The organism is Marinobacter sp. MA (genome assembly GCF_048298425.1).
Lineage (GTDB): Bacteria > Pseudomonadota > Gammaproteobacteria > Pseudomonadales > Oleiphilaceae > Marinobacter > Marinobacter salsuginis.
The window spans coordinates 432,780-453,626 of sequence record NZ_CP103058.1; the positions used below are offsets into that span (position 1 = coordinate 432,780).

The window sequence follows — 20,847 nt, forward strand, 5'->3', positions numbered from 1 at the left end:
GATGCGCATCGGTGACGCGAAACAGAGTTACGAGGCCGATGAGGCAATCTGGACCAGCCAGACCCAGAAGCTTTGGCTGGGGCTGTTCCTGCTGATTCTGCTGGTTTTCCCGTTTGTGGTGAATTCCTACCTGCTTTACCTGGGGTGCCTGGTCGGCATCGCCGTGATCAGCACCACCGGCCTGAACATCCTGACCGGTTTTACCGGCCTGATTTCCCTCGGGCAGGCCGGCTTCATGGGCGTGGGCGCCTATACCGTGGCCTGGTTATCCCTCAATACCGCCCTGCCGTTTCCGGTTACGCTTCTGATGGCCGGGCTGATGGCCGCCGCCGTGGGCATTCTGGTGGGCCTGCCCTCGCTTCGGGTCAAGGGCCTGTACCTGGCCATCGCCACCCTGGCGGCGAGCGTGTTCCTGCATTTCATTTTCGCCGAGTGGGAATCGGTGACCGGCGGGATGGGCGGTTTGAGCCTGGCGCCGGCGCACCTGTTCGGACTGACTTTCCAGAGCGATTTCAGGATGTATTTCATCATTGTGCCGCTGGCGGTGCTGATGGTGCTGGCGGCCCGCAATGTGTTCAGGACCCGGATTGGCCGGGCGTTTATCGCCATTCGCGACCGGGATATTTCCGCCGAGATTCTCGGGATCAACCTCTTGCGTTACAAGCTGATGTCGTTTGCCCTCAGCTCGTTCTATGCCGGGATCGCCGGTGGCCTGTTCGCCTATTTCTATCGGGTGGTGACGCCGGAAAGCTTCCCGCTTTCCATGTCGATTTTCTATCTGGCGGCGGTGATCGTCGGGGGCATGGGCAACCTGCTGGGGGGCATTCTCGGCGCCGCCTTCATGACTCTGGTGCCGGAAGCCCTGAAACTGCTGACCGCTGCGCTGACGCCTTTTTATCCCAACGCCCCGGTGTTCATGTCGCCGATGCTGGAAATTATCTTCGGTGCCCTGATCGTGGGCTTTCTGATCTTTGAACCCCATGGCCTGGCGGAGATCTGGCACCGCATCCGCCGGTTTTTCCGGCTGTGGCCATTCAGGAATTAACCGTGTTTCAACGGGCCTGGAACACAGAGCCCATGCACCACCAACAACAAGAAGCAGCAAGGAGAAGAAACATGTTCAGAAACATCCTCGAAAAAGGTCGCCGGCTTGCCGGGCTTGGTAGCCTGGTCGCTGCGCTGACCGTTGCTGCCCCGGCGATGGCTCAGGACAAAGAGCCCATCGTGTTCGGCGGCTCGATCCCGCTCTCCGGTGTTTTTGCCTTTGCCGGCATTCACCTGCACGCGGGCCTGACGGACTACACCGACTGGATCAACAGCCAGGGCGGTATCAATGGTCATCCGGTGGAATACGTGATGGAAGACACCGCCTATGAGGTGGACAGGTCAGTCGCAGCCTTCAAAAAGATTTCCGGCAGCAGCTCCCCGGCCACCTATTACGGCGACAGCACCGGTTTCATGAAAGCCATTGCCTCGGAGCTCAACAGCCAGGGCAACACGCTGATGAGCGGCGCGTCTTTCGCCACCGTACTGACCGACAATGAAACCTATCCGTACCAGTTCATCCCGGGCCCTAACTACAGCCAGATGTTCGGGATCATCCTGGAGTACATCGCCTCCCAGGGTAAGGGTGGCGAGATGCCAAACGTGGCGTTTGTCTACAGCGATACCGAATTTGGCAAGGACCCGATCGAGAATGGCAAAGCCCGCGCGGCTGAGCTGGGCATCGAAGTGGTGGAAGAGATCGTCACCAAGCCGGGTAGCGTCGATGTCTCCGCCGAAGTGTTGAAGTTGCGCCGCGTGCGCCCGGATTACGTGGTATTTCACGGCTATGTGTTGTCACCGATCAACGAGTTCATGGTGCAGATGCGCCAGATGGGCCTGGACACCCAGTTCATGGGCACCTTCTGGTCCTCCGACAAGCTGATCATCGACAAGATGGGCGCGGATGCCGACGGCTACATGGGTGTTATGCCTTACAACTACTACGATAGCGAGGAAAGCGGTCCGATGCTTGATGCCCTGAGGGCTCAGGCAGAGAAAAGTGATCCGGAGGCTGGCTATCGTCCGACCGGCTATATTCAGGGCTGGTTCAACGCCATGGTCTGGACGGAGGTGATCAAGCGCACACTGGATGCCGGGAAAGAGCTCAACGCGGACAACATGGCCGAAGCCCTGGCTTCCATTGAGGACTGGGACACCGGAGGCATCATAGGCATTCCGGTCACGGTGAAGGATATGTCGTTCCCGGTGGGCCGTATCTGGCGGGTGAATGCCGAGGCGGGCCGTTATGAGCCGGTATCGGACTGGATCCACCTCGACTGAGGGGCTGTATGGAAGCCTTACTGGAAATCGATAATATCGAGGTGGTCTACAACAAGTCAGTGCAGGTCCTCCGGGGCCTGTCACTGCGGGTGCCGGAGGGGGCCATTGTGGCGCTCCTCGGCTCCAATGGTGCTGGTAAATCCACCACCCTCAAAAGCGTCTCGGGGCTGCTGACCCTGGAAGACGGGGAGGTCACGGCCGGCGAAGTACGCTTCAGGAGTAAGGATGTAAAAGGCGTTCCGCCGGAGCGGCTTGTGCGCGACGGGCTCTTCCATGTCATGGAGGGTCGACGAGTGTTCGAGGACCTCACGGTGGAGGAAAATCTCATCGCCGCCACCTACGCGCTCAGTGGCAGTAAGCCTTCCCTGAGTGACAGCTACGAGTTGGTTTATAACTATTTCCCGAGACTGAAGGAGCGCCGTAAGCAGCTGGCCGGTTATCTCTCAGGCGGCGAGCAGCAGATGCTGGCCCTGGGTCGGGCGCTGATTGCACAGCCGGACCTGATCATGCTGGATGAGCCCTCGCTTGGTCTGGCGCCGCTGCTGGTGGAAGAGATCTTTACCATCGTGGCCAGAATCAACCGGGAGCAGGGCACTGCCATCCTTCTGGTGGAACAGAACGCCGCGGTGTCATTGGCGATCGCATCCTACGGTTACATCATGGAAAACGGCAAGATCGTGATCGACGGCCCGGCGGACAAACTCACGGCCAATGAAGATGTTCAGGAATTCTATCTGGGTGTGGGTGGCAAGGAAGGTGAGGCCCGCAGTTATCGAGACATCAAGCACTACAAACGCCGTAAACGGTGGCTGTCATGACAATGCCTTCCATCCCTGACCTGACGCTGACCCAGATGCTGCGGGCCCATGCCCGGGAGCGCCCGGACGCCCTGGCCCTGCGCCAGAAGGACTTCGGTATCTGGCAGGCCTATTCCTGGCAGGACTATTACCGGCGGGCACGGCACTTCGGGCTGGGGCTTCGTGCCATGGGGCTTGAGCCTGGCGGCCATGTGGCCATTATCTCGGAAAACCGGGTGGAGTGGGTCATCGGCCAGATGGGCATCGGCCTGGTGCAGGGCATCTGTGTCGGGGTCTATCCCACCAGTCCCTGGAACGAGGTGGCCTATGTTCTTGAGCACAGCGACGCGGAGTTCGTGATCTGCGAAGACCAGGAACAGACTGACAAGGTGCTGGAAGCCTGGCCAGAACTTCCCAAACTGAAGCACTGCATTGCCATCGATATGAAAGGCCTGCGCTACTACCCGGAGCCGCCGGCAGCGTTCGAGGATATCGAGGCCAGGGGCCGGGAATTCGAAAAGCAACATCCCGGGTTGGTGGATGAACTGCTGGACAGCCAGCAAATGGATGACACCGCCCTGATGATCTATACATCCGGATCCACCGGTCGACCGAAAGGGGCGATGATCAGTTGGCACAATCTGCACGCCGCGGCGCCGGGGCTCATCAAGCTTTTACAGGCCGATGAACATGGGTCCACACTCTCTTACCTGCCCCTCTGCCATGTGGCCGAACAGGCCTTTACCAACATCGCACCGGTTTATGTGGGCAGTACGGTCAGCTTTGGTGAGAGTCTGCGGACCATTCAGGAGGATCTGCGTGAGATAGCCCCGACCTTTTTCCTGGGCGTGCCGAGGATCTGGGAGAAACTGCACTCGTCCATCTACATCAAGATTCAGGAGACAGGACGATTGCGGCAGGCATTGTTCAACTGGGCGATTCGGGTCTGTTCACCCATGGCCACCAAGCCTCGCTCGGCGTGGAACCTGAAGGAGAAATGCCTGTACGGCATCAGCTACTGGCTGGTGTTGCGCGCCTTGCAGAATTTTATCGGCCTGCGCCGATGCAGCATTGCTCTCACCGGGGCGGCTCCTATATCAACCGGCATACTGGAGTTCTTCCGGACCATCGGCATTCCCCTGGTAGAGGTTTATGGCCAGACGGAGAGCACCGGCGTTGCCACGGCGCAACCCGTTGATGACGTGCGCTTGGGAACGGTGGGTGTCGCTGTGTCCGGGGTAGAGGTAAAGCTCGGAGAACACAACGAGATCATCATGCGTGGTGGCAGCATGTTCAAAGGCTATTACAAGAACGACGAGGCCACCGCCTCAACCCTGAAAGACGGCTGGCTGCACACCGGCGACGTAGGTGAATGGCGGGATGGCCAGCTCAAGATTGTCGACCGCCTGAAAGACATCATGATCACGGCTGGCGGCAAGAACCTGTCACCGACGGAAATCGAGAACACCATCAAGGCCAGCCCCTACATCAAGGAATGCATTGTGATCGGTGAGGCCAGAAAGTACGTGTCTGCGCTGATCCAGATTGATTTCGATACGGTGGCCAAGTGGGCAGAGCAGGAGAGAATTGCCTACACCACCTTCCGGAGCCTGACCGAACAGCCACAGGTGAATGAACTCATACAGGCCGAGGTGAACAAGGGCAACGAGCAGCTACCGCAGGTGGCGCAGATCAAGCGGTTCCATTTGCTGACCAAGGAGTTGGACCACGACGACGATGAAGTGACGGCCACCATGAAAGTCCGCCGCAGCAATATCTACGAGAAATACACCGAGGTGATCGAGTCGCTTTACGCCTGATGGGAAGGAGCCTAGAAACGGGCGCCTTCTTCCACCCGGATGCGTTCCATGTACTGGGTCATGGCGGCATTGAGTACCGCCAGAACCAGGAACAGCAGGATGCCCTTGGGGACCAGGGCATGGATTTCAGGGTTGGGTGCGGTGCTGGCGGTTACCAGGATCAGGCCCAGGATATTGCGGGCCAGACGCAGGGTGAGCATGGCGCAAAGGTACCCGGACTGAAACGCCGATTGTGCGCCCTTGAGCAAACGGCCGAAAGCCGGCATCAGGTGCACGGTGTTGAGCAATAGAACAGAAAAGATGATTAACTGAACAACACTTAAAATGGTCATGACCAGAGACTACCAAACGACTCAGCTGGTTAAAAAACGGGCCAAATTATCCCCGATTGGGCAAATTTAATCCAGTTCACGGCCCGGTTGCTTAATAACTGCTGTTCAGAAGGTCGTGATAGTCGCTTCGAAATCGTTGGAAACTCAGATAGTTATTTCGGTGGTCCACCAAACCTGCAGAATTGAACGCTTCCACAAAGGCCCGGGACTCTCCGGTGCTGACCTCGCCGTAGAAACCGCCGTCCCAGTCCAGCAACTGAACCATTTCCAGCAATACCGTCATCGCCAGGGCCCCGTTGGCTTTTTCCAGGTACCGGTACGCCAGTGCGTAATGCTCGAAGCGATACGGTGTGTTTGCAGCGTCGGCGGCGGTGATATCCCAGAGGGGGTCGTAGTCATAGTGCTGATACACCGGAGCAACGGTCTCCCCTGCTGCAACGACGGCCTGTCCCTCCGCGAACCAGTAGGGCAAAAGGCTGTAACCCGCATCATACCGGGACAGGTTTTCCTGGACGAAATGGGCCAGCTCGTGGGCAACAAACTGGCCGGTCTTATGGGGCCACTGACCGTGATACGGGTTGAACGCCACGGCGGCCATTGAGGCCGACACAAACTCAGTGTGTGGCACCTCTGGGCTGAGGCAGCCGATGACCTGTCTGGGATAGGGAATTGCCGCGCTGCGGTCCTCGATAAAATCGGGCCAACGCAACTGGAACCGACTCAGCACACCGTCGATCCGACGTTCAAGCTCCGACGCGGCAGCCCGGAACGAGGTCTCGCTGTAGGCCGGTGAGCCATAGACCCGCACCCGGCCGCTGTGGGTTTCGAAATACAGAGGTTCGTTCCGACAGGCCTCAGTGTCTCTGCCCAGTGCCCAGGAGCTCGTGGGGTAGTGCCGGCCGGTATCCCGTGCGTCATAGAAGAGCCCGGATACGAAGCCATCGGAATCCGGGTAATGGAGACTGTCAGAGGTAGTGACCTTGCAACCGGTCAACGTCAGCACAAGAACACTGAATACCAGCGTGGCTTTACTGGTTGTCATAAGAGACTCCCGAAACGATCCTGTTGTCCAGAATGATCGCAGGGTTTTCGTGGAGGCTCCGTCAACGGGGTGTAATAATCAGGTAAAGCGAGCTAGCGTAGTGATTGATATGGACGAGGGAGAACAGATAGATGGACTACATCGCTCCTGTCAGCAGCGCCATCATGGCAATTGTCTGGATTGTTTACTTCCAGCTGTTTTTTCTGCAATACAAACGGAACAACCGTCCCTACCTTGTGATTCACCATGCCCAGAATGAAAACCCGGATGCCCTGTGTCTGCTGGTGAACATGGGTAAGGAAACGGTGCACGTGCAGTGCGTTCAGGTGGTCCTCCACACCCGTGCGGGTGAAGAGAAGGTCATGACGGTCACCGAGTATCGTCGGGTCGGCGCGGACGATGCGAACGTGCACCAGGTGTTGCGCCAGGGCCCGTTACAGCCCGGTGGGTATCTGGTGCTGGGCTCGTTCAGGAACATCATCCTGGGGCGACGCAGCGAAGAAAGTGACAGCGATTACCTGTTCGAGGACATCACCGGTGTTGAGATCCGGGCCGCGGTGATTCACGGGCCCACAAAGTATCCGGTTGGGGTGCGGCGGAGTTTTACCCTCAGCCATGAAGGTCGGCCCGAGATTTTTCCGCGCAATATCCACAGTGAACAACTGGTGCGCCGGAAAGACCGACATCAGGTCAGGCGCTGGGTTGAAGAGGAGCTTCGGCCAGAATGCAAAGGGAGCTCTGAATCTGACAGCTCGGATCAATCTTCACAGTCGCATTGAGTCAGGCAGAGGCGGATGGGGCCGCTTGCGTTTCCGGTTCTATTTCTTGAGGATGTGCCGTGACACTCGCCAACGAAGCAAAGGAGGCATTACATGTCATTGAAAGACGAACTGATCAGAAAGGCGGAAACGCAGCTGGAGGAATGGGAAAAGCAAGCCGATTCCCTGAAGGCCAAGGCGAAAGCGAAGGAAGCCGAAGCCGAAAACGAGAAGGCGAGCGCCGATATCCAGCAGAGTGCATCGGACGCGCTGCGCTCGGTAGAGAACAAGATCTCGGATGGCCGCAAAAAACTGGATGAGCTCAAGCAGAGCGGTGAAGACAACATCGACAGCCTGCGCCAGCAGCTCTCCGATCTGGTTGGGCCTGGCGATAAACGCTAGGCCGCCCCTCTGCGGAACGCCGGGCTGCTTTTACTGGAACTGGGTATAGCAGCGCTGCCGTTTCGTCTGCCAGTCCCGCCATTGGGACTCCCGGTGGTGGAGCTGGTAACGTTCCATCACCGCCATAAACCTGCCCATGTAATCGCATTGACCGGATGTCGGCAGCCACTCGCCGGGACCACGTCCGTTCCGCAGAACACTGTCAGGCTGACTCAATCTGATCTGGTTCTTCGGGTCGCTCAGAAAGCGTTCTTTCTGCGAGGGTGGCCACTGATCGGCTCCGCGCTTTTCGGCAAATGCCAGGGGTACCACCTGAGTCGAGGCCCAGCTTTCCGAAGCAGCCGGGTCCTCCCGTGTCACCGCCGCCAACACAATCAGGATCGCTGCGATCAGTAATGCCAGCCTGGTGTCCTTCATGCCTCACCTTGTTCGTGCGTTAAATACACCAGAACCTACGAGCAGGATGGGCAAAGGGCTTACCTCGACCCGGGCAAAACTTTGTGACCAGGCAACTCTGAATCGCCGGTCTCAACGTACGGTTAAGCTCACCTGTGATGCACACAGACCGGTCAGCAGCGGAGACGAGTATGCCCGAGGGTCCTGAAATACGGCGCATGGTGGATGACATTCACAAGGCCGTTGGCGGCAAGACAGCGCAATCGGTATTTTTTGCCTTTGAACACCTGAAACCTTTCGAGGGCACCCTTCGGGGGCGCAGAGTCGAGAGGGTGGAAGCGCGAAGTAAAGCCGTGTTGGTGTTCTTTGAGGCCACGGATGAAGACGGCCCATGGTGCGTTTACAGCCATAACCAGCTGTATGGCAAGTGGCGCATGGGCAAACCCGATCGGGAGCCGAGTACCAATCGGCAACTGAGATTTGCGATTATAGGTTCGAAGAAAGCCGCCCGGTTATACAGTGCGTCCGATATCCAGCTGGTTCGGCCCGACGAATTAAGTGAGGTGCCCTATCTGTCACGACTGGGGCCAGACCCTCTGAATCAGGATGTCAGTGTCGATCAGCTTCTGGCGGTGTTTGACGACAGGCGTTTCCGGGGCCGCAACCTGGGTGGCTTGCTTCTGGATCAGGGCTTCGTTGCCGGTATTGGTAATTATCTGCGCTCCGAAATTCTCTTTGAGGCTCGTATCTCACCGAAGGCCCGGCCTCGCGATCTTGATGTCGATCAGCAGGTGAGATTGGCCGAGGCCATTTTGACACTGGTGCAGCGGACCTACCGGTTGAAGGGCGTCACCAATTCGCCCGAGCGGGCAGAGCGGCTAAAACAGGAAGGATGGACGTTCGGACAGCGCCGGCACATGGTCTTTAACCGCGATGGCCAACGCTGTCACGATTGCTCATCGCCCCTCGGAAAAACCATGATGGCCAGCCGGCGGCTATATTACTGCCCTGAGTGCCAGAGCGTGCCCGCTTAAACGAATTGCTCGGTACAGGCCCGTCCCAGCCGATCGTGGACGGCCAGCCACCGGCTTTCCCTGGGCGGGAGCTCGATCACGATTCGATCGACATTCGCCTGGTCCATTGAGTGCATCGCGGTGTAGAGCATGCGGGCGTACTCGTTCGGATCGGCGCTGAGCATGATGGACTCGGAGGCCAACTCGCCCGGGGCTGACTGCCACCAGATCACGCCAACCCTCTCGCCCGACGGTGTGATTGCTGGCAGGTGCCGCGCGAATTGATCCGTTGCTACGCCAACGGTGGGCGTGACCGGCTGGTAGTGGCGCTTTACGCTTCCCGGTACCACCTGGCTGGCGCCTTTGCCTGGTGCCAGTGTGATTCCGAGGCAGGCTTCGATGTCGCTCTGGCCGATCTGCCCCGGTCGCGCGATGACCGGGGTTTCGCCGGTCAGGTCGACAATGGTGGATTCAATGCCCACCGAACAGTCGCCACCATCCAGAACCGCCGCGATTTTCCCGGATAACCCCCCGAGCACGTGCTCTGCGGTAGTCGGACTGATCCGGCCATAGGGATTGGCGGATGGGGCTACCAGATCCCGACCAAGCTTCTCCATGGTTGCCACCGTGGCCGGGTGCGCCGGCATCCTGACCGCCACGCCGGGATTGCCGCCGGTGATGAAATCGCTGACGTTGCTTTTCTTTGGAAGTAGCAACGTGAGCGGCCCTGGCCAGAAGGTGTTGATCAGCTTTTCGGCCGCCTCTGGCACCCGATCGACCCAGTATCTGATGCGTTCGGGCGAGGCTACGTGCACGATCAGCGGATGTCCGACAGGGCGCTGCTTTGCCTCAAACACTTTTCTGACCGCCTGTTCGTTGCTGGCATCGGCCGCCAGTCCATACACAGTTTCGGTTGGCATAGCCACGAGGTGGCCGGCAAGCAGCAGCGAGGCGGCTTTCTCGATGTCAGTCGTTTGTGTTGCGTCTAGTTTGATGGTTTCGGGCATAGGGTCTCACGGGTTGCTGGTCGGGCTGACCGCAATGGCTTGCCATTGATTCTTGTAAAAACGCTCGATCGAGGTTTGCTCATCGTCAATCCGGAACAGATACAGCCAGTCGTTGTCGATGAGGTCCTGAACGACCTGGTGCTTCTGGGCAATCTCGGCAATGGCTTCTTTCGGTGCGGCCAGATACACGCTCAAGCGCAGGGGTTCGTGAATCCAGCGTTCGCCATCGTGTACGGACTGCAGCGGCAAACCGATGCGCAGATCACCACCGTTGCCTTCAAACACACCCAGGTGACCGCCAACCACGTTGTGCAGCACTTTATTGCCGCTGCCGTAATGCAGGTTGTCGGTGACCGACATGAAGTACTGCAGGTTGATCCAGTGGGTGACCACCATGGGCGCGGTCATGATCAGCTCAAGAATCTTGAACCCTTCATCGTTCTGCCAGCGGTAATCGTGCAGGAAGCTGCGTCCACCCAGATCCAGGTGCCGGGTGGCCGAGCGAGGCGCCACGATAAAGCTGGCGTTGCCGGCCAGGCCCCATTCCGGGCGTACTTCGGACCAGTCCTGGCTGCGTTTTCTGATGGCGCTGTCCACGTCGTTGTCGCTTGCGACACCCAGACGAACGGCGCGTTCGCGACGGGCCTGGGCTCCGGCCTTGGCCAGGAATTTCCGGATGTCGTCGGGAACCTCACCGGCGCACTCGACCTCGTCGGTAGTGGTGTTATGCAGTGCTCCCACGAAGCGGGTTTCGGGAGGAATCGAGAGACCCTGTTCCGCCAGGGCCGCACGTACGTCCTTGTCGTTCAGCATGTCGGCAAGCACACGAACATTCACCGAGCCGGTCTGGCCGCCGCAGGCGCCGCAGTCCAGGCCGGCGGCGTGGGGGTTGTTGCGGGTGCTGCTGCCGTGCCCGACCAGCAATACTGTGGGGGCAAACCGGTCGGTCAGGGTCATGGCCCTGAGGATACCGCCAGCCAGTTCCGCTTTCTCTTTAGCTCCCAACAGGGTGCCATTCTGGCGGATCTCGAAGTTGGTATGTCCTTTATGGAGCTGGTCCACGGGCTTGGCCGATGACTTGCCAAAAAAGGTCTTGCGAACCATACGCCCCAGACCTGCCAGCCCCATACTTTCTATAAAGCTGAAACTGGCCGGACCCGCGTTGGAAAACTGTGACCAGTGGGTATGGTTAGCCAACGATTGCTGGCTGAAGCGGCCGGAGGATTCGGCCTCTGTGACTTCAAGCGCGGGTGCCAGCAGTCCCGGCAGTTGGGGCCGGGAAAATTCAGTGCCCTTGGGGCGATACGAAATCGGCAGCCCGAAGAAACCGGCGAACCCGAGTGTCTGGATCGCAGGGTCCTGGGCTTCCAGTGCACGGCGAAAGACCTCCGAGCGAACATCAATGCAGAATGCGGCCTGCAGTTTGAGGGGCTCGTCGCCCGGCAACGGTTTTTCCGGCTTTGACAGAAGCTTGTCAGCCAGCTGTAACTGATAGGCGGCCTCCGCTTCTCTCAGCTGGTGCCAACCTGTGGTTTGAGACTGCTCATGGATTTCCTGCATTTCCGGCCAGGCGTCCCACTGTTTCAGCCAGTCCCGTTTCAGCTCAGCGAAGATGGCGCCGCCAACGTGCTGGACATGCCGCCAGATGGCCAGCTCCCAGGCCAGCCGGATTGCCAGAAGGCCCGGGAGAAGGTCCTCCTCGCTGCCACGCAGCCGGGCTTGCCAGCGCAGGTAAGCGGCCCAGGATGACCACCCGTTGATATCCAACAGTAGCGCGTGGGCATAATCGGCAGTGTAGGAGGGTTGCGCCGCGAGAGCGTTGAACGCGTCGGTGATCAGTTTTTCATGATCATTGGGCAGAACCTGAAATTGGGAAGGCAGGGATGGCTCTTCCATAACAATGGCAATGCCACGGTCCGCGCGGGTCATCTCCAGCCAGCTGTGATACAGATCCTGGGCATCCGCTTTGAAATCTCCCGTATCGAGGCGCTGGAAGTAGTCGCCGCAGAACTGGCTGATCTGGTGTACAACCTCATCCTGCCAACCCACGTGATGAGCGGTATCGCGGTTGCGATCCAGTTGCGCGCTGAGGTTCTGCCAGTGCTCCGGCATGCTGGCGGTCTCGGCGGCGACTACACCATTACCCTGATGCTCAAGTGCCGCCTGATTCTGGCAGCAGGTGCCATTGAGTGCCGCCATACGAGAGGCGACTCTGGAAAAGGGCAAGTCCCGCATTTCCCAGAACGGGTTGACCGCGATCATCTGATCCAGGGGCCAGGACGGTGCGATTCGACGGCAGGCATCCAAGACAGCTGCCTGCCACTCCGGTGTCTGTCTGTTCTGTTCAATCGATGGATCGAGTTGCCTTGCTTGCATTATGCAGACTCCCTGGAACCGGAAGTTGAAGAAACGCTGACCATGGCCCTGGGACGCACCACATCAGGCAGTTTTGCTGGCCAGATTTTCAGGGTCAGGCGTGTGGACCACTCGTCAAGGTAGCCCGCGGCAAACAGAAATCGGTAGAGCCTGGCGCCTACGGATGTGAACCGGTGATAGCGGATCTGGTAATAGCCGCGCACGAGCAGAGCGATAAGAACAGCGACAAACCCCACGGCTTCCAGGCCCGCCTGACTATCGGGTGGTGTCAGCACCAGACCAAAGAAGGTTTTCTGCAGCCAGTACAACGCCCAGAAAACCACTCCAAGGAGTAAGCCCCTGCCAAGGGTAAGAACGCCGCCTGATGCAGACAGGAACTCTGAAAGCAGAATCGTCAACGCGATGCCCGGCACGACCCATGAAAACAGATCCGCCGGCGCTGACTCGTTGGCCAGGAAAATCGTCGGCAGCATGAACAGGGCCGCAAAAGAAGCAGCTGTTAGCCACTGCCGCGGCCCGGGCTCGTTGATCGCAACGAGTCGTTTCTTCATCGACAACTCAACCGTGTTGCCGGCATTGAGGAAGGTGTGGGCTTTGTAGGCGGAATGGGCCACCAGGTGCAGGAGTGCCAGCTCGTATAGACCCAGAGCGCATTCAACCAGCATCCAGCCCATCTGGGCGCAAGTGGACCAGGCCAGTTTCACCTTGATGGAAATGCGCGTCATCATGACAAGGCTGGCAAAGACCGCCGTGGGTCCCGCTACCAACAGCAAAAGCCATTGGGCAGCGCTTGCCTGGACAATCAGAGGCGCCATCAGAATCATCAGGAAACCACCCAGGTTCACAACGCCAGCGTGAAGCAGGGCGGAGACCGGCGTGGGCGATTCAACCACCTGGATCAACCAACCGTGGAATGGCATTTGCGCGCATTTGAAGAGGGCCGCCGCCGCCATCAGCATCGCGGCAGCGTGCGCTGCTACGGGCAATTCTGGTGACGCTGAAACCTGTGCAAGGATTCGATCAATGAACGGCGTGTCGTACTGAACATAAAGCAGCAGGAACCCCGCGCCCAGGCAGAGCTCTGCAATGCGCGCAAAAATGAACTTCTTGTGGGCGGCGAGGGCTGCACGCGGACGATCGGGGAAAAACATCAACAACTGATGCAGGCTGATGCTGATGGCGATCCAGCTGATGAGGAACACCAGCAAATGGTTGGTGATCGCGATGAAGGCAACACTGGCAAGGATCACCTGCAGCCAGACCATAAAGCTGCGCTGGCCCGGATCCCCCGCAAGATACCGTTCCGAGAAACGCCCCAGCACCATTCCCAGCAGAGTGATCAGCAACAACATGATAGAGGCCAGTGGCCCGTGGCTGAACCAGACGCCAGCTACGGGCCACAACCAACTTGTAATGGCGGCGGCCACAGCGGAAACGAAGGCAAGTTTGAAGGTCAGCGATCGTACGAGAAGGTTGTTCGGTTTGGTTGCAAACCCCGTCGCCACGGCCCCGGCGCCGTAAAGCAGCGGGACCAGCAGGTAGAACAAGGATTCGATCGCCTGAACGTCGAACATGTGAGGGCCTCGGAATCAAACGTGTGTGTACGCGTAGTATCCGAAAGTTTTTATGTGAACAAAAATATATATATCCGATCGAAGCGTTCTAAATTAAAGAACAATTGGTCTGTGGTTTGTAAAACCTTTCTTCAAACACCATCTTTTGGCCTCGTTAAAAGAGACAGCCACAGGGGGTTGGCGGCAGTAACCCGGTCGCCGTTCCTCGAAAAGGCGTTTTAGCAGTGACAACCGGAAAAGACCGAGGCAAAAGAAGTGGATCGTGAAAACAAGGGGGCATTCCTGGCTCGAAGGAAAAAGCACTCCACATTGACGGCCGGGCTATACCATCCCACGCCCGAAGCCATGATGACCGAATACTGGGGTGTGTTCGTGGATAATACGCCATACATCCTACTGCTATCTGACAACCAGCGGAGCGCTCGCGAGAAAGCTGAGCGGCTGGCCGAATCTGCGAATTTCCGGACGCTCCTTGAAGCAACGCTGACAGCCTGCAAGGCAATCGAAGCGAGGGCTGTTGACGGGCGGACTGTAAATTGGGGGGAGCAGCTCACCGTGATCAGCGCCAGTCGCTCTGGCGATGTGGAAACGGGGACCAGGGAAATCGGCGAGATCAGGGCAATCCTGATGCCCGGTTGTCATCAGGCCATAGCGGATACCCTCTGCATAGACACCACCCTCGCGACCATCATTGATGCGGATTTTCCCCAGGTGTCAGATTTTGAAGAGTTGCCAGAACTGTCCGAGCGTGATGTGCAGATGTCGCTGGGGAATCTGGAGGCCCGCAAACATCCCCGTGGGGGCCATTAAAGATGCGTTCTTTCTACGAGCTTGAGGTGTCTTCCGAAATCGGCCATCAGGCGAGGCGAATTCGATAGCGGGTAACGCCGTGGCTTTCTTCCCGAGTCCACTCAATCCGGTGGCCAGTGATCTCACACAGGGCTTGCAGGTCTTTGCGGCCGGTGGGGTCGTCCGCCAGAAAATCTACCTGTGTACCGCTGGGCAGGTCTTTGACCCGTTTTTTGAAGCGCAGGACGGGAAGGGGGCATACCAGACCGACGGCGTCGATCTGGTATACCTCAGACTGATCAGTCAAGGCGAACGCTCTCGGCGCTGGTTTGTGCGGCCGACGACCAGCCAAACTGGTTAAGCACCAGCGGTGCCGCCGTAGCAATCAGCAGAGCTGCGACAAACGCGGAAATCATGACCTTCACGATGATCCTCCTTTGCCTTGTTTGGCCTCAACTTCAGCTACCCACAGGTCGTGGTGCTGGCGAGCCCACTCGAGATCAACCTGCCCGTTGCCCATGGCGTCGAACGCGCCTTCCATACCGACAGAGCCGATGTAGATATGGGCAATGATGGCCAGCATCATCACAAACGCTACAATCGAATGCCAGATGTTCGCGTATTGCATCTCTTCATGGGGTGCCAGATCGGTCGGGAAGCTGGTTCCCAGAATGCTGTTGATCACCGCGAATGTGTCGGCAAACATCGGCATCTGGAACGGAAACAGCAGTGACAGACCTGACAGGGATACCGAGACGCCGAGAATCATCACCGTCCAGAAAATGATCTTCTGGCCGGCATTGAACTTCTTGGCGGAAGGGTGGCCTTTGGTAAAGATACCGCCGCCAGCCTTGATCCACTGCCAATCGAGTTTGTTGGGTATGTTATGGGCAACCCACATCACGAAGGTCATCACCAGGCCGAGCATGAATGCCCAGGCCACGTTGTTATGCAGCCATTTGGAACCTGCGGCCAACGTGGCAAACGCGTCCGGCCCCATAACCGGAATCAGGAAGCTGCGTCCCATCAGGGTGATCAGCCCGGTCAGGCCGAGTGCGATGAACGAGCCGGCCAGCAGCCAGTGACCAAAGCGCTCGACAGCCTTGAACCGCTCAATGGTGGTACCTGCAGGCCCGCCATCAATCATGATTTTGCCGCGAACGAAATAGAACACCACCAGCAGGCCGATGATCGCGAGCAGTGCGCCGCCGCCATAGGTGATCATCGGGCCTTCCCGAAGCTTCCACCAGGGCATGCCGCCGTCCTGAATCAACACATCGGCGGCTGGGCCGCGTACCTGAGTGGTTGGCTCAATTTCGTTGTAGCGGATAGCCCGCCAGTTCTCCGAATCGGAGACGCCGCCCCGGGTTCCCAAAGGCGCCGAGACAGAGGGTGCGTTCTCCGGATTACCGAGGTTCTGGGAGCGAAAACTGTCTTCGACTTCCAGCTGCTTTTGGCGTCGCAGGATGTCTTCGAGGGTTTGAGCCCCACCGGTTGCGCTTCGTTCCGGTTCGGGAATGTCCTGCGCCCAGGCAGGATTAAATAACAGCGTCGCTAGCACCAGGGCGACGACGCCTATCAGTTTTTTGTTCATCTAGAGCACTCCAGCGGAATCAGCAAGAAGAAATCTATGCCGTAACCGAATTCGGGGCTCCGAAGAGCCCCAAATCCGTCAGGCCAGTTTATGCACCCTTCTTCTCGTAAGCAGTGCCCCATCCCCATGCACCGGAACCGAAACCACGGTTCACAATACGCTGGCGATAGATATCCGCAACCTCGTCGCCGTCACCGGCCAACAGGGCTTTGGTTGAGCACATTTCCGCACAGATCGGCAGTTTGCCCTCAGCAATACGGTTACGACCGTACTTCTGGAACTCAACAGTGGAATTGTCTTCTTCCGGACCGCCTGCACAGAACGTGCACTTGTCCATCTTGCCCCGGCTGCCAAAGTTGCCCGCTTGCGGGAACTGGGGCGCACCGAACGGGCATGCGTAGAAGCAATAGCCACAACCGATACACAGGTCCTTGGAGTGGAGCACGACACCGTCTTCGGTCTGGTAGAAGCAGTCCACCGGACAGACAGCCATGCAAGGCGCGTCTGAACAGTGCATGCATGCTACCGAGATCGAACGTTCGCCCGGCTTGCCATCTTCGATGGTTACCACGCGGCGACGGTTGATGCCCCAGGGAACCTCGTGCTCGTTCTTACAGGCCGTTACGCATGCATTACATTCGATGCAGCGCTCGGCGTCGCAAAGGAATTTTGCTCTTGCTTGTCCTTCAAGTGCCATGGTCTACACCTCTTGTTATGCCGGCATGATCGAACACAGGGTCGCTTTGGTCTCTTGCATCTGCGTGACCGAGTCATACCCGTATGTTTGAACCGTGTTGGTGGATTCGCCCAGAACGATGGGGTCGGCGCCCTTGGGATACTTGTCCCGCAGGTCCTTGCCCTGATAATGACCGCCGAAGTGGAATGGCATGAACGCCACGCCTTCTCCGACCCGTTCTGTGACCATGGCCTTGACCTTGATCTTGGCTCCTTCTGGGCCATGTACCCAAACGTCGCTGCCATCACGAACGTTCAGATTGTTGGCGTCGCGCGGATTGATCTCGATGAACATATCCTGCTGAAGTTCCGCCAGCCAGGGGTTCGAGCGGGTTTCGTCACCACCACCCTCGTACTCAACCAGACGACCGGAGGTGAGGATGATCGGGAACTCCTTGCTGAAGTCCTTCTGCTGGATGGATTCATACATGGTCGGAACCCGCCAGAAGGTCTTGTCTTCGTAGGTCGGGTAGTCGGCCACGAGGTCGCGACGATTTGTGTACAGGGGCTCGCGGTGCAGCGGTACCGGGTCCGGGAAGTTCCAGACGATGGCACGGGCCTTGGCATTGCCGAACGGCGCGCACTCGTGCTTGATGGCCACTCGCTGGATGCCGCCGGAGAGGTCGGTTTTCCAGTTGGTGGAGGGGCCTGCCACTGCTTCAATGCTGGCTCGCTCTTCGGCGGTGAGGTCACCATCCCAGCCCAGGTCCATCAGCATCTGCATGGTGAACTCGGGGTAGCCATCCTTGATTTCCGAGTTCTTGGAGTAAACACCGTCTGCCAGAATGTTCTGGCCGTTGTGTTCAACACCGAAACGGGCCCGGAACGTCAGGCCGCCCTCGGAGACTGGCAAGGACATGTCGTACAGGTTGGCGGTGCCCGGATGGTTCATCTCGGGGGTGCCCCAGCACGGCCACGGCATGCCGTAGAAATCACCATCGCAAGGTCCACCCACGGCACGCAGTGTGGTCTTGTCGAAGTGATGCTGATACTGCATGTGCTTCTTGAGGCGTTCCGGAGACTGGCCGGTATAGCCGATGGTCCACATGCCGCGGTTGAATTCGCGGGTGATGTCTTCAATCGACGGCTCGTCTCCGTCAATGGCGATGTTGCGGAACATGCGATCGGTAAAGCCGAACTTGTCCGCAAACAGTTTCATGATCTCGTGGTCCACCTTGGAGTCGAACAGCGGTTCAACCACCTTCTCCCGCCACTGAAGTGAGCGGTTGGAAGCGGTTACCGAGCCGTAAGTCTCGAACTGGGTCGTGGTGGGCAACAGGTACGCGCCCTCCTTACGATCATGCAGCACCGCAGAGACAGTGGGGAAGGGGTCAACCACGACCAGCAGGTCGAGTTTCTCCATGGCTTCCTTCATTTCTGTCATCCGGGTCTGAGAGTTGGGCGCGTGGCCCCACAGCACCATGGCGCGGGTGTTATCCGGCTGCTCAAGGTTTTCCTTGGCTTCCAGAACACCGTCAATCCAGCGGGAGACCGGAATGCCCTTCTCGTTCATCATGGCCCGGGACTTGCCGTCTTTATCCCAAACGGCAAAGCGGCCTTTCAGCCAGTCGAGGTCCTCTTCCCAGACTCGAGCCCAGTGGGCCCAGGAACCAGCAGACAGTCCGTAATAGCCCGGCAGTGTATCGGCGAGCACGCCGAGGTCGGTAGCGCCCTGAACGTTGTCGTGGCCGCGGAAGATGTTCGTACCGCCGCCTGCTACGCCCATGTTGCCGAGGGCCAGCTGCAGCACGCAGTAGGCGCGGGTATTGTTGTTACCGTTGGTGTGCTGGGTACCACCCATGCACCAGATGACAGTGCCGGGCCGGTTGTTGGCGAGAGTGCGAGCTACACGCTCAAGCTGTGCGCCAGGCGCACCGGTAACACGCTCCACTTCTTCGGGGTTCCAGCGCTTCACTTCCTCGCGGATGTCCTCCATGCCGTATACACGGGTACGGATGAACTCTTTGTCTTCCCAGCCGTTCTCGAAGATGTGCCAGAGAATACCCCACACCAGTGCAACGTCTGAGCCCGGACGGAAACGCACGAACTCGTCGGCATGGGCTGCTGTGCGGGTGAAGCGCGGATCGCAGACGATCAGCGGAGCGTTGTTTTCTTCCTTCGCCTTCAGTACATGCAACAGCGACACCGGGTGCGCTTCCGCGGGGTTGCCCCCGATGATGAAGATCGCCTTGGACTTGTGGATGTCGTTGTAGGAGTTGGTCATCGCGCCGTAGCCCCAGGTGTTGGCTACGCCGGCAACCGTGGTCGAGTGACAGATACGGGCCTGGTGATCAACGTTGTTGGTGCCCCAATAGCCGGCAAACTTCCGGAACAGGTAGGCCTGCTCGTTGTTGAACTTGGCGCTGCCGAGCCAGTAAACGGAATCGGGACCACTCTCCTCACGGATTTGCAGCATCTTGTCGCCGATTTCGTTGATGGCCTGGTCCCAGGGAATCTTCTGCCACTGGCCGTTGACCAGCTTCATGGGACTCTTCAGACGGCGCTCGCCGTGAGCGTGCTCCCGAACGGATGCGCCCTTGGCGCAGTGGGCGCCCATGTTGAAGGGGCTGTCCCAGCCGGGTTCCTGGCCGGTCCAGACGCCGTTCTGTACTTCCGCTTCGACGGTACAGCCGACCGAGCAATGCGTACACACTGATTTCTTGACGACCACTTCACCGCCACCGGTGGCTGGAGCTGCAGCTTCAACCCGACCCGATGTCAGCGACAGTGCCGCCAGACCACCCACTGCGACCCCAGACGTTGTCAGGAATTGACGACGATCCAGCGTTTTCGCAGCGAGAGAAGAAAGCAAAGAGCCTGCACGGGGGCCTTTCGCTACCCCGTTGGTCTTCTTCCTTAACATGTCGTATACCTCTCTCTTTTATTATTCTCGTTTTTCCGGAAAGCTCAGTCTCTCAAGGGCCTTTCGCAACCTTGATCAACTCAGACCACCGTTAAAAGCGAGCCGATTCGAAATATTTACGTGTGTGTTCGGTATCACGTAATCCGCGGCTTTTCGGCGCGTCTGTTCTGACGACCTCGGCTGCGGCGTTCGGTGCAACCGTCACTGCCACCGCAGCTGGAGCTGCGAAAGCGGCCATTTTCAGGAAATGGCGACGGCTGTTTTCACGCTTCGGGTTGTCCATTGGACACCTCCCCCTGGGTTAAGGAACCTGTCGGTCCCGGTTACTGAATTGCAAAGGCTTCGGCTTCCACTGCCATGAAGGCCCGGCCAAGCGAGCCCACCGGCGCGTAGAAGATGGCACTTTGCGCTTCTTCCAAGTCGGTAAAAAACAGTTCTGCCCACTTCGCTAAATGGGCATCAAAAAAGGCTTTCTGGGAGGCCACACCGCTGTCACAGGGAAATTCGCCGGTGATAATCCCGGCCATGATTTCACACAGGGTGCAGATGTGGTCTTCCGGTTCCTTGACGTCGCTGCGGGCTTTAATACCACGTGACCTCAAATCACTCCTGAGCTCGGCCAGGGGTTTTTCGTTCAGGAAGCCGGTGAGGTAATAGCTGGCATAGGGAAGGAGCTCACCGCGGCCCAGGCCGACAAACAGGTTATTGAACTCCCGCTCGAGATCGTAGGGGTTGGTGCGCTCTGCGAGCTTGGCCAGGTTCTTCGAGGCGGTGCCGAGAGGTGTGTCGTCCCCCTGCAACGAGGACAGACCTTGCAGCAATTCCGCCGAGGGTGGTCGGTCAAGCAGGACGCCCAGCAGCTGATAGATTTGGGCCCGCGCTCTATCTTCGTCAGTGATTGAGCGCGGGCACTGGATTTCGGCCGTGTCAGTCAAGTCGTTTTCCTTCTAATTATTATGTGCGCTCTCTCACACTATCTTAGTACACAAACAAGAATAGTGGGGTAAGCCACGTTTATTTCGCC

Annotated in this window: 21 protein-coding genes; 8 read left to right on the plus strand and 13 right to left on the minus strand. The window is 58.3% G+C overall.

Annotated features, from left to right (window positions below; genetic code table 11):
* The first annotated feature begins 1 nt into the window (after position 1).
* From NUW46_RS01910 to NUW46_RS01925, 4 genes are all read left to right on the plus strand, one after another.
* On the plus strand, positions 2–1,045 hold the full coding sequence (locus NUW46_RS01910; RefSeq protein ID WP_418141257.1) for a branched-chain amino acid ABC transporter permease: 1,044 nt from the start codon (positions 2–4) through the stop codon (positions 1,043–1,045).
* 71 nt (positions 1,046–1,116) lie between these two features.
* Positions 1,117–2,325, plus strand: a complete 1,209-nt coding sequence (locus NUW46_RS01915; protein ID WP_418141258.1) for an ABC transporter substrate-binding protein — start codon at positions 1,117–1,119, stop codon at positions 2,323–2,325.
* Between the two features lie 8 nt (positions 2,326–2,333).
* On the plus strand, positions 2,334–3,143 hold the full coding sequence (locus tag NUW46_RS01920; RefSeq protein ID WP_418141259.1) for an ABC transporter ATP-binding protein: 810 nt from the start codon (positions 2,334–2,336) through the stop codon (positions 3,141–3,143).
* Entirely contained in the window at positions 3,140–4,942 is a 1,803-nt protein-coding gene (locus NUW46_RS01925) for an AMP-dependent synthetase/ligase (protein ID WP_418141260.1), read from the plus strand. The genes NUW46_RS01920 and NUW46_RS01925 overlap by 4 nt, the downstream gene beginning before the upstream one ends.
* A gap of 11 nt (positions 4,943–4,953) precedes the next feature.
* Here the strand turns inward: NUW46_RS01925 and NUW46_RS01930 are convergent, their stop codons facing one another.
* Together NUW46_RS01930 and NUW46_RS01935 are read right to left on the minus strand one after the other, a co-directional pair.
* Positions 4,954–5,274, minus strand: a complete 321-nt coding sequence (locus tag NUW46_RS01930) for a hypothetical protein (RefSeq protein WP_305965596.1) — start codon at positions 5,272–5,274, stop codon at positions 4,954–4,956.
* Between the two features lie 91 nt (positions 5,275–5,365).
* Positions 5,366–6,316, minus strand: a complete 951-nt coding sequence (locus NUW46_RS01935) for a hypothetical protein (protein WP_418141261.1) — start codon at positions 6,314–6,316, stop codon at positions 5,366–5,368.
* Between the two features lie 131 nt (positions 6,317–6,447).
* On the opposite strand from NUW46_RS01935, the gene NUW46_RS01940 reads away from it, so the two are divergent.
* Together NUW46_RS01940 and NUW46_RS01945 are read left to right on the plus strand one after the other, a co-directional pair.
* Positions 6,448–7,095 (plus strand): hypothetical protein, encoded by a 648-nt coding sequence (locus tag NUW46_RS01940; protein ID WP_069182736.1) that lies wholly within the window; start codon positions 6,448–6,450, stop codon positions 7,093–7,095.
* A 93-nt stretch (positions 7,096–7,188) separates the two neighbouring features.
* Positions 7,189–7,476 (plus strand): hypothetical protein, encoded by a 288-nt coding sequence (locus tag NUW46_RS01945; RefSeq protein WP_418141262.1) that lies wholly within the window; start codon positions 7,189–7,191, stop codon positions 7,474–7,476.
* Positions 7,477–7,506: 30 nt separating this feature from the next.
* Here NUW46_RS01945 and NUW46_RS01950 read toward each other — a convergent pair whose 3' ends face one another.
* Positions 7,507–7,893, minus strand: coding sequence for a hypothetical protein (locus NUW46_RS01950; RefSeq protein ID WP_418141263.1), 387 nt, complete (start codon positions 7,891–7,893; stop codon positions 7,507–7,509).
* Positions 7,894–8,063: 170 nt separating this feature from the next.
* On the opposite strand from NUW46_RS01950, the gene nei reads away from it, so the two are divergent.
* On the plus strand, positions 8,064–8,906 hold the full coding sequence (gene nei / locus NUW46_RS01955; RefSeq protein ID WP_418141264.1) for an endonuclease VIII: 843 nt from the start codon (positions 8,064–8,066) through the stop codon (positions 8,904–8,906).
* On the opposite strand, the gene NUW46_RS01960 is transcribed toward nei, so the two are convergent.
* Genes NUW46_RS01960 through NUW46_RS01970 form a run of 3 tightly spaced genes read right to left on the minus strand, consistent with a single transcriptional unit; the run spans position 8,903 to position 13,842 of the window.
* Positions 8,903–9,892: an L-threonylcarbamoyladenylate synthase gene (locus NUW46_RS01960; RefSeq protein WP_418141265.1), complete on the minus strand. Its 990-nt coding sequence runs from the start codon at positions 9,890–9,892 to the stop codon at positions 8,903–8,905. The genes nei and NUW46_RS01960 overlap by 4 nt on opposite strands.
* Before the next feature lie 6 nt (positions 9,893–9,898).
* Positions 9,899–12,268, minus strand: coding sequence for a YbcC family protein (locus NUW46_RS01965; RefSeq protein WP_418141266.1), 2,370 nt, complete (start codon positions 12,266–12,268; stop codon positions 9,899–9,901).
* Positions 12,268–13,842 carry an NADH-quinone oxidoreductase subunit L gene (locus NUW46_RS01970; protein ID WP_418141267.1) on the minus strand — a complete coding sequence of 525 codons (1,575 nt, stop codon included), beginning with the start codon at positions 13,840–13,842 and terminating at the stop codon, positions 12,268–12,270. The genes NUW46_RS01965 and NUW46_RS01970 overlap by 1 nt, the downstream gene beginning before the upstream one ends.
* Positions 13,843–14,097: 255 nt before the next feature.
* Here NUW46_RS01970 and NUW46_RS01975 point away from each other — a divergent pair, with 255 nt between their 5' ends.
* Positions 14,098–14,652, plus strand: coding sequence for a hypothetical protein (locus NUW46_RS01975; RefSeq protein WP_228744415.1), 555 nt, complete (start codon positions 14,098–14,100; stop codon positions 14,650–14,652).
* Between the two features lie 46 nt (positions 14,653–14,698).
* On the opposite strand, the gene NUW46_RS01980 is transcribed toward NUW46_RS01975, so the two are convergent.
* From NUW46_RS01980 to NUW46_RS02010, 7 genes are all read right to left on the minus strand, one after another.
* A complete protein-coding gene (locus NUW46_RS01980) occupies positions 14,699–14,938 on the minus strand; it encodes a sulfurtransferase TusA family protein (protein WP_153634349.1) in 240 nt (79 codons plus the stop codon).
* Positions 14,931–15,056, minus strand: coding sequence for a hypothetical protein (locus NUW46_RS01985; protein WP_264754179.1), 126 nt, complete (start codon positions 15,054–15,056; stop codon positions 14,931–14,933). Before NUW46_RS01985 ends, NUW46_RS01980 begins: the two co-directional genes overlap by 8 nt.
* Complete coding sequence (locus tag NUW46_RS01990) at positions 15,053–16,225, minus strand: formate dehydrogenase subunit gamma (RefSeq protein WP_418141268.1); 1,173 nt, start codon at positions 16,223–16,225, stop codon at positions 15,053–15,055. The genes NUW46_RS01985 and NUW46_RS01990 overlap by 4 nt, the downstream gene beginning before the upstream one ends.
* A gap of 88 nt (positions 16,226–16,313) precedes the next feature.
* The gene (gene fdh3B / locus NUW46_RS01995; protein WP_069182749.1) at positions 16,314–16,922 is read right to left on the minus strand and encodes a formate dehydrogenase FDH3 subunit beta; all 609 of its coding nucleotides are present in this window, start codon (positions 16,920–16,922) and stop codon (positions 16,314–16,316) included.
* A gap of 15 nt (positions 16,923–16,937) precedes the next feature.
* Positions 16,938–19,823 carry a formate dehydrogenase subunit alpha gene (locus NUW46_RS02000; protein WP_222465988.1) on the minus strand — a complete coding sequence of 962 codons (2,886 nt, stop codon included), beginning with the start codon at positions 19,821–19,823 and terminating at the stop codon, positions 16,938–16,940.
* 91 nt (positions 19,824–19,914) lie between these two features.
* Entirely contained in the window at positions 19,915–20,106 is a 192-nt protein-coding gene (locus NUW46_RS02005) for a twin-arginine translocation signal domain-containing protein (RefSeq protein WP_069182751.1), read from the minus strand.
* A gap of 40 nt (positions 20,107–20,146) precedes the next feature.
* Positions 20,147–20,758, minus strand: coding sequence for a TorD/DmsD family molecular chaperone (locus NUW46_RS02010; RefSeq protein ID WP_136629270.1), 612 nt, complete (start codon positions 20,756–20,758; stop codon positions 20,147–20,149).
* Between the last annotated feature and the right edge of the window lie 89 nt (positions 20,759–20,847).

What these genes read in the sequence shown, in the direction of transcription:
- NUW46_RS01910 (WP_418141257.1), top strand. Translation starts at nt 2, where the DNA reads ATGCGCATCGGTGACGCGAAACAGAGTTACGAGGCCGATGAGGCAATC.
- NUW46_RS01915 (WP_418141258.1), top strand. Translation starts at nt 1,117, where the DNA reads ATGTTCAGAAACATCCTCGAAAAAGGTCGCCGGCTTGCCGGGCTTGGT.
- NUW46_RS01920 (WP_418141259.1), top strand. Translation starts at nt 2,334, where the DNA reads ATGGAAGCCTTACTGGAAATCGATAATATCGAGGTGGTCTACAACAAG.
- NUW46_RS01925 (WP_418141260.1), top strand. Translation starts at nt 3,140, where the DNA reads ATGACAATGCCTTCCATCCCTGACCTGACGCTGACCCAGATGCTGCGG.
- NUW46_RS01930 (WP_305965596.1), bottom strand. Translation starts at nt 5,274, where the DNA reads ATGACCATTTTAAGTGTTGTTCAGTTAATCATCTTTTCTGTTCTATTG.
- NUW46_RS01935 (WP_418141261.1), bottom strand. Translation starts at nt 6,316, where the DNA reads ATGACAACCAGTAAAGCCACGCTGGTATTCAGTGTTCTTGTGCTGACG.
- NUW46_RS01940 (WP_069182736.1), top strand. Translation starts at nt 6,448, where the DNA reads ATGGACTACATCGCTCCTGTCAGCAGCGCCATCATGGCAATTGTCTGG.
- NUW46_RS01945 (WP_418141262.1), top strand. Translation starts at nt 7,189, where the DNA reads ATGTCATTGAAAGACGAACTGATCAGAAAGGCGGAAACGCAGCTGGAG.
- NUW46_RS01950 (WP_418141263.1), bottom strand. Translation starts at nt 7,893, where the DNA reads ATGAAGGACACCAGGCTGGCATTACTGATCGCAGCGATCCTGATTGTG.
- nei (WP_418141264.1), top strand. Translation starts at nt 8,064, where the DNA reads ATGCCCGAGGGTCCTGAAATACGGCGCATGGTGGATGACATTCACAAG.
- NUW46_RS01960 (WP_418141265.1), bottom strand. Translation starts at nt 9,892, where the DNA reads ATGCCCGAAACCATCAAACTAGACGCAACACAAACGACTGACATCGAG.
- NUW46_RS01965 (WP_418141266.1), bottom strand. Translation starts at nt 12,268, where the DNA reads ATGCAAGCAAGGCAACTCGATCCATCGATTGAACAGAACAGACAGACA.
- NUW46_RS01970 (WP_418141267.1), bottom strand. Translation starts at nt 13,842, where the DNA reads ATGTTCGACGTTCAGGCGATCGAATCCTTGTTCTACCTGCTGGTCCCG.
- NUW46_RS01990 (WP_418141268.1), bottom strand. Translation starts at nt 16,225, where the DNA reads ATGAACAAAAAACTGATAGGCGTCGTCGCCCTGGTGCTAGCGACGCTG.
- fdh3B (WP_069182749.1), bottom strand. Translation starts at nt 16,922, where the DNA reads ATGGCACTTGAAGGACAAGCAAGAGCAAAATTCCTTTGCGACGCCGAG.
- NUW46_RS02000 (WP_222465988.1), bottom strand. Translation starts at nt 19,823, where the DNA reads ATGTTAAGGAAGAAGACCAACGGGGTAGCGAAAGGCCCCCGTGCAGGC.
- NUW46_RS02005 (WP_069182751.1), bottom strand. Translation starts at nt 20,106, where the DNA reads ATGGACAACCCGAAGCGTGAAAACAGCCGTCGCCATTTCCTGAAAATG.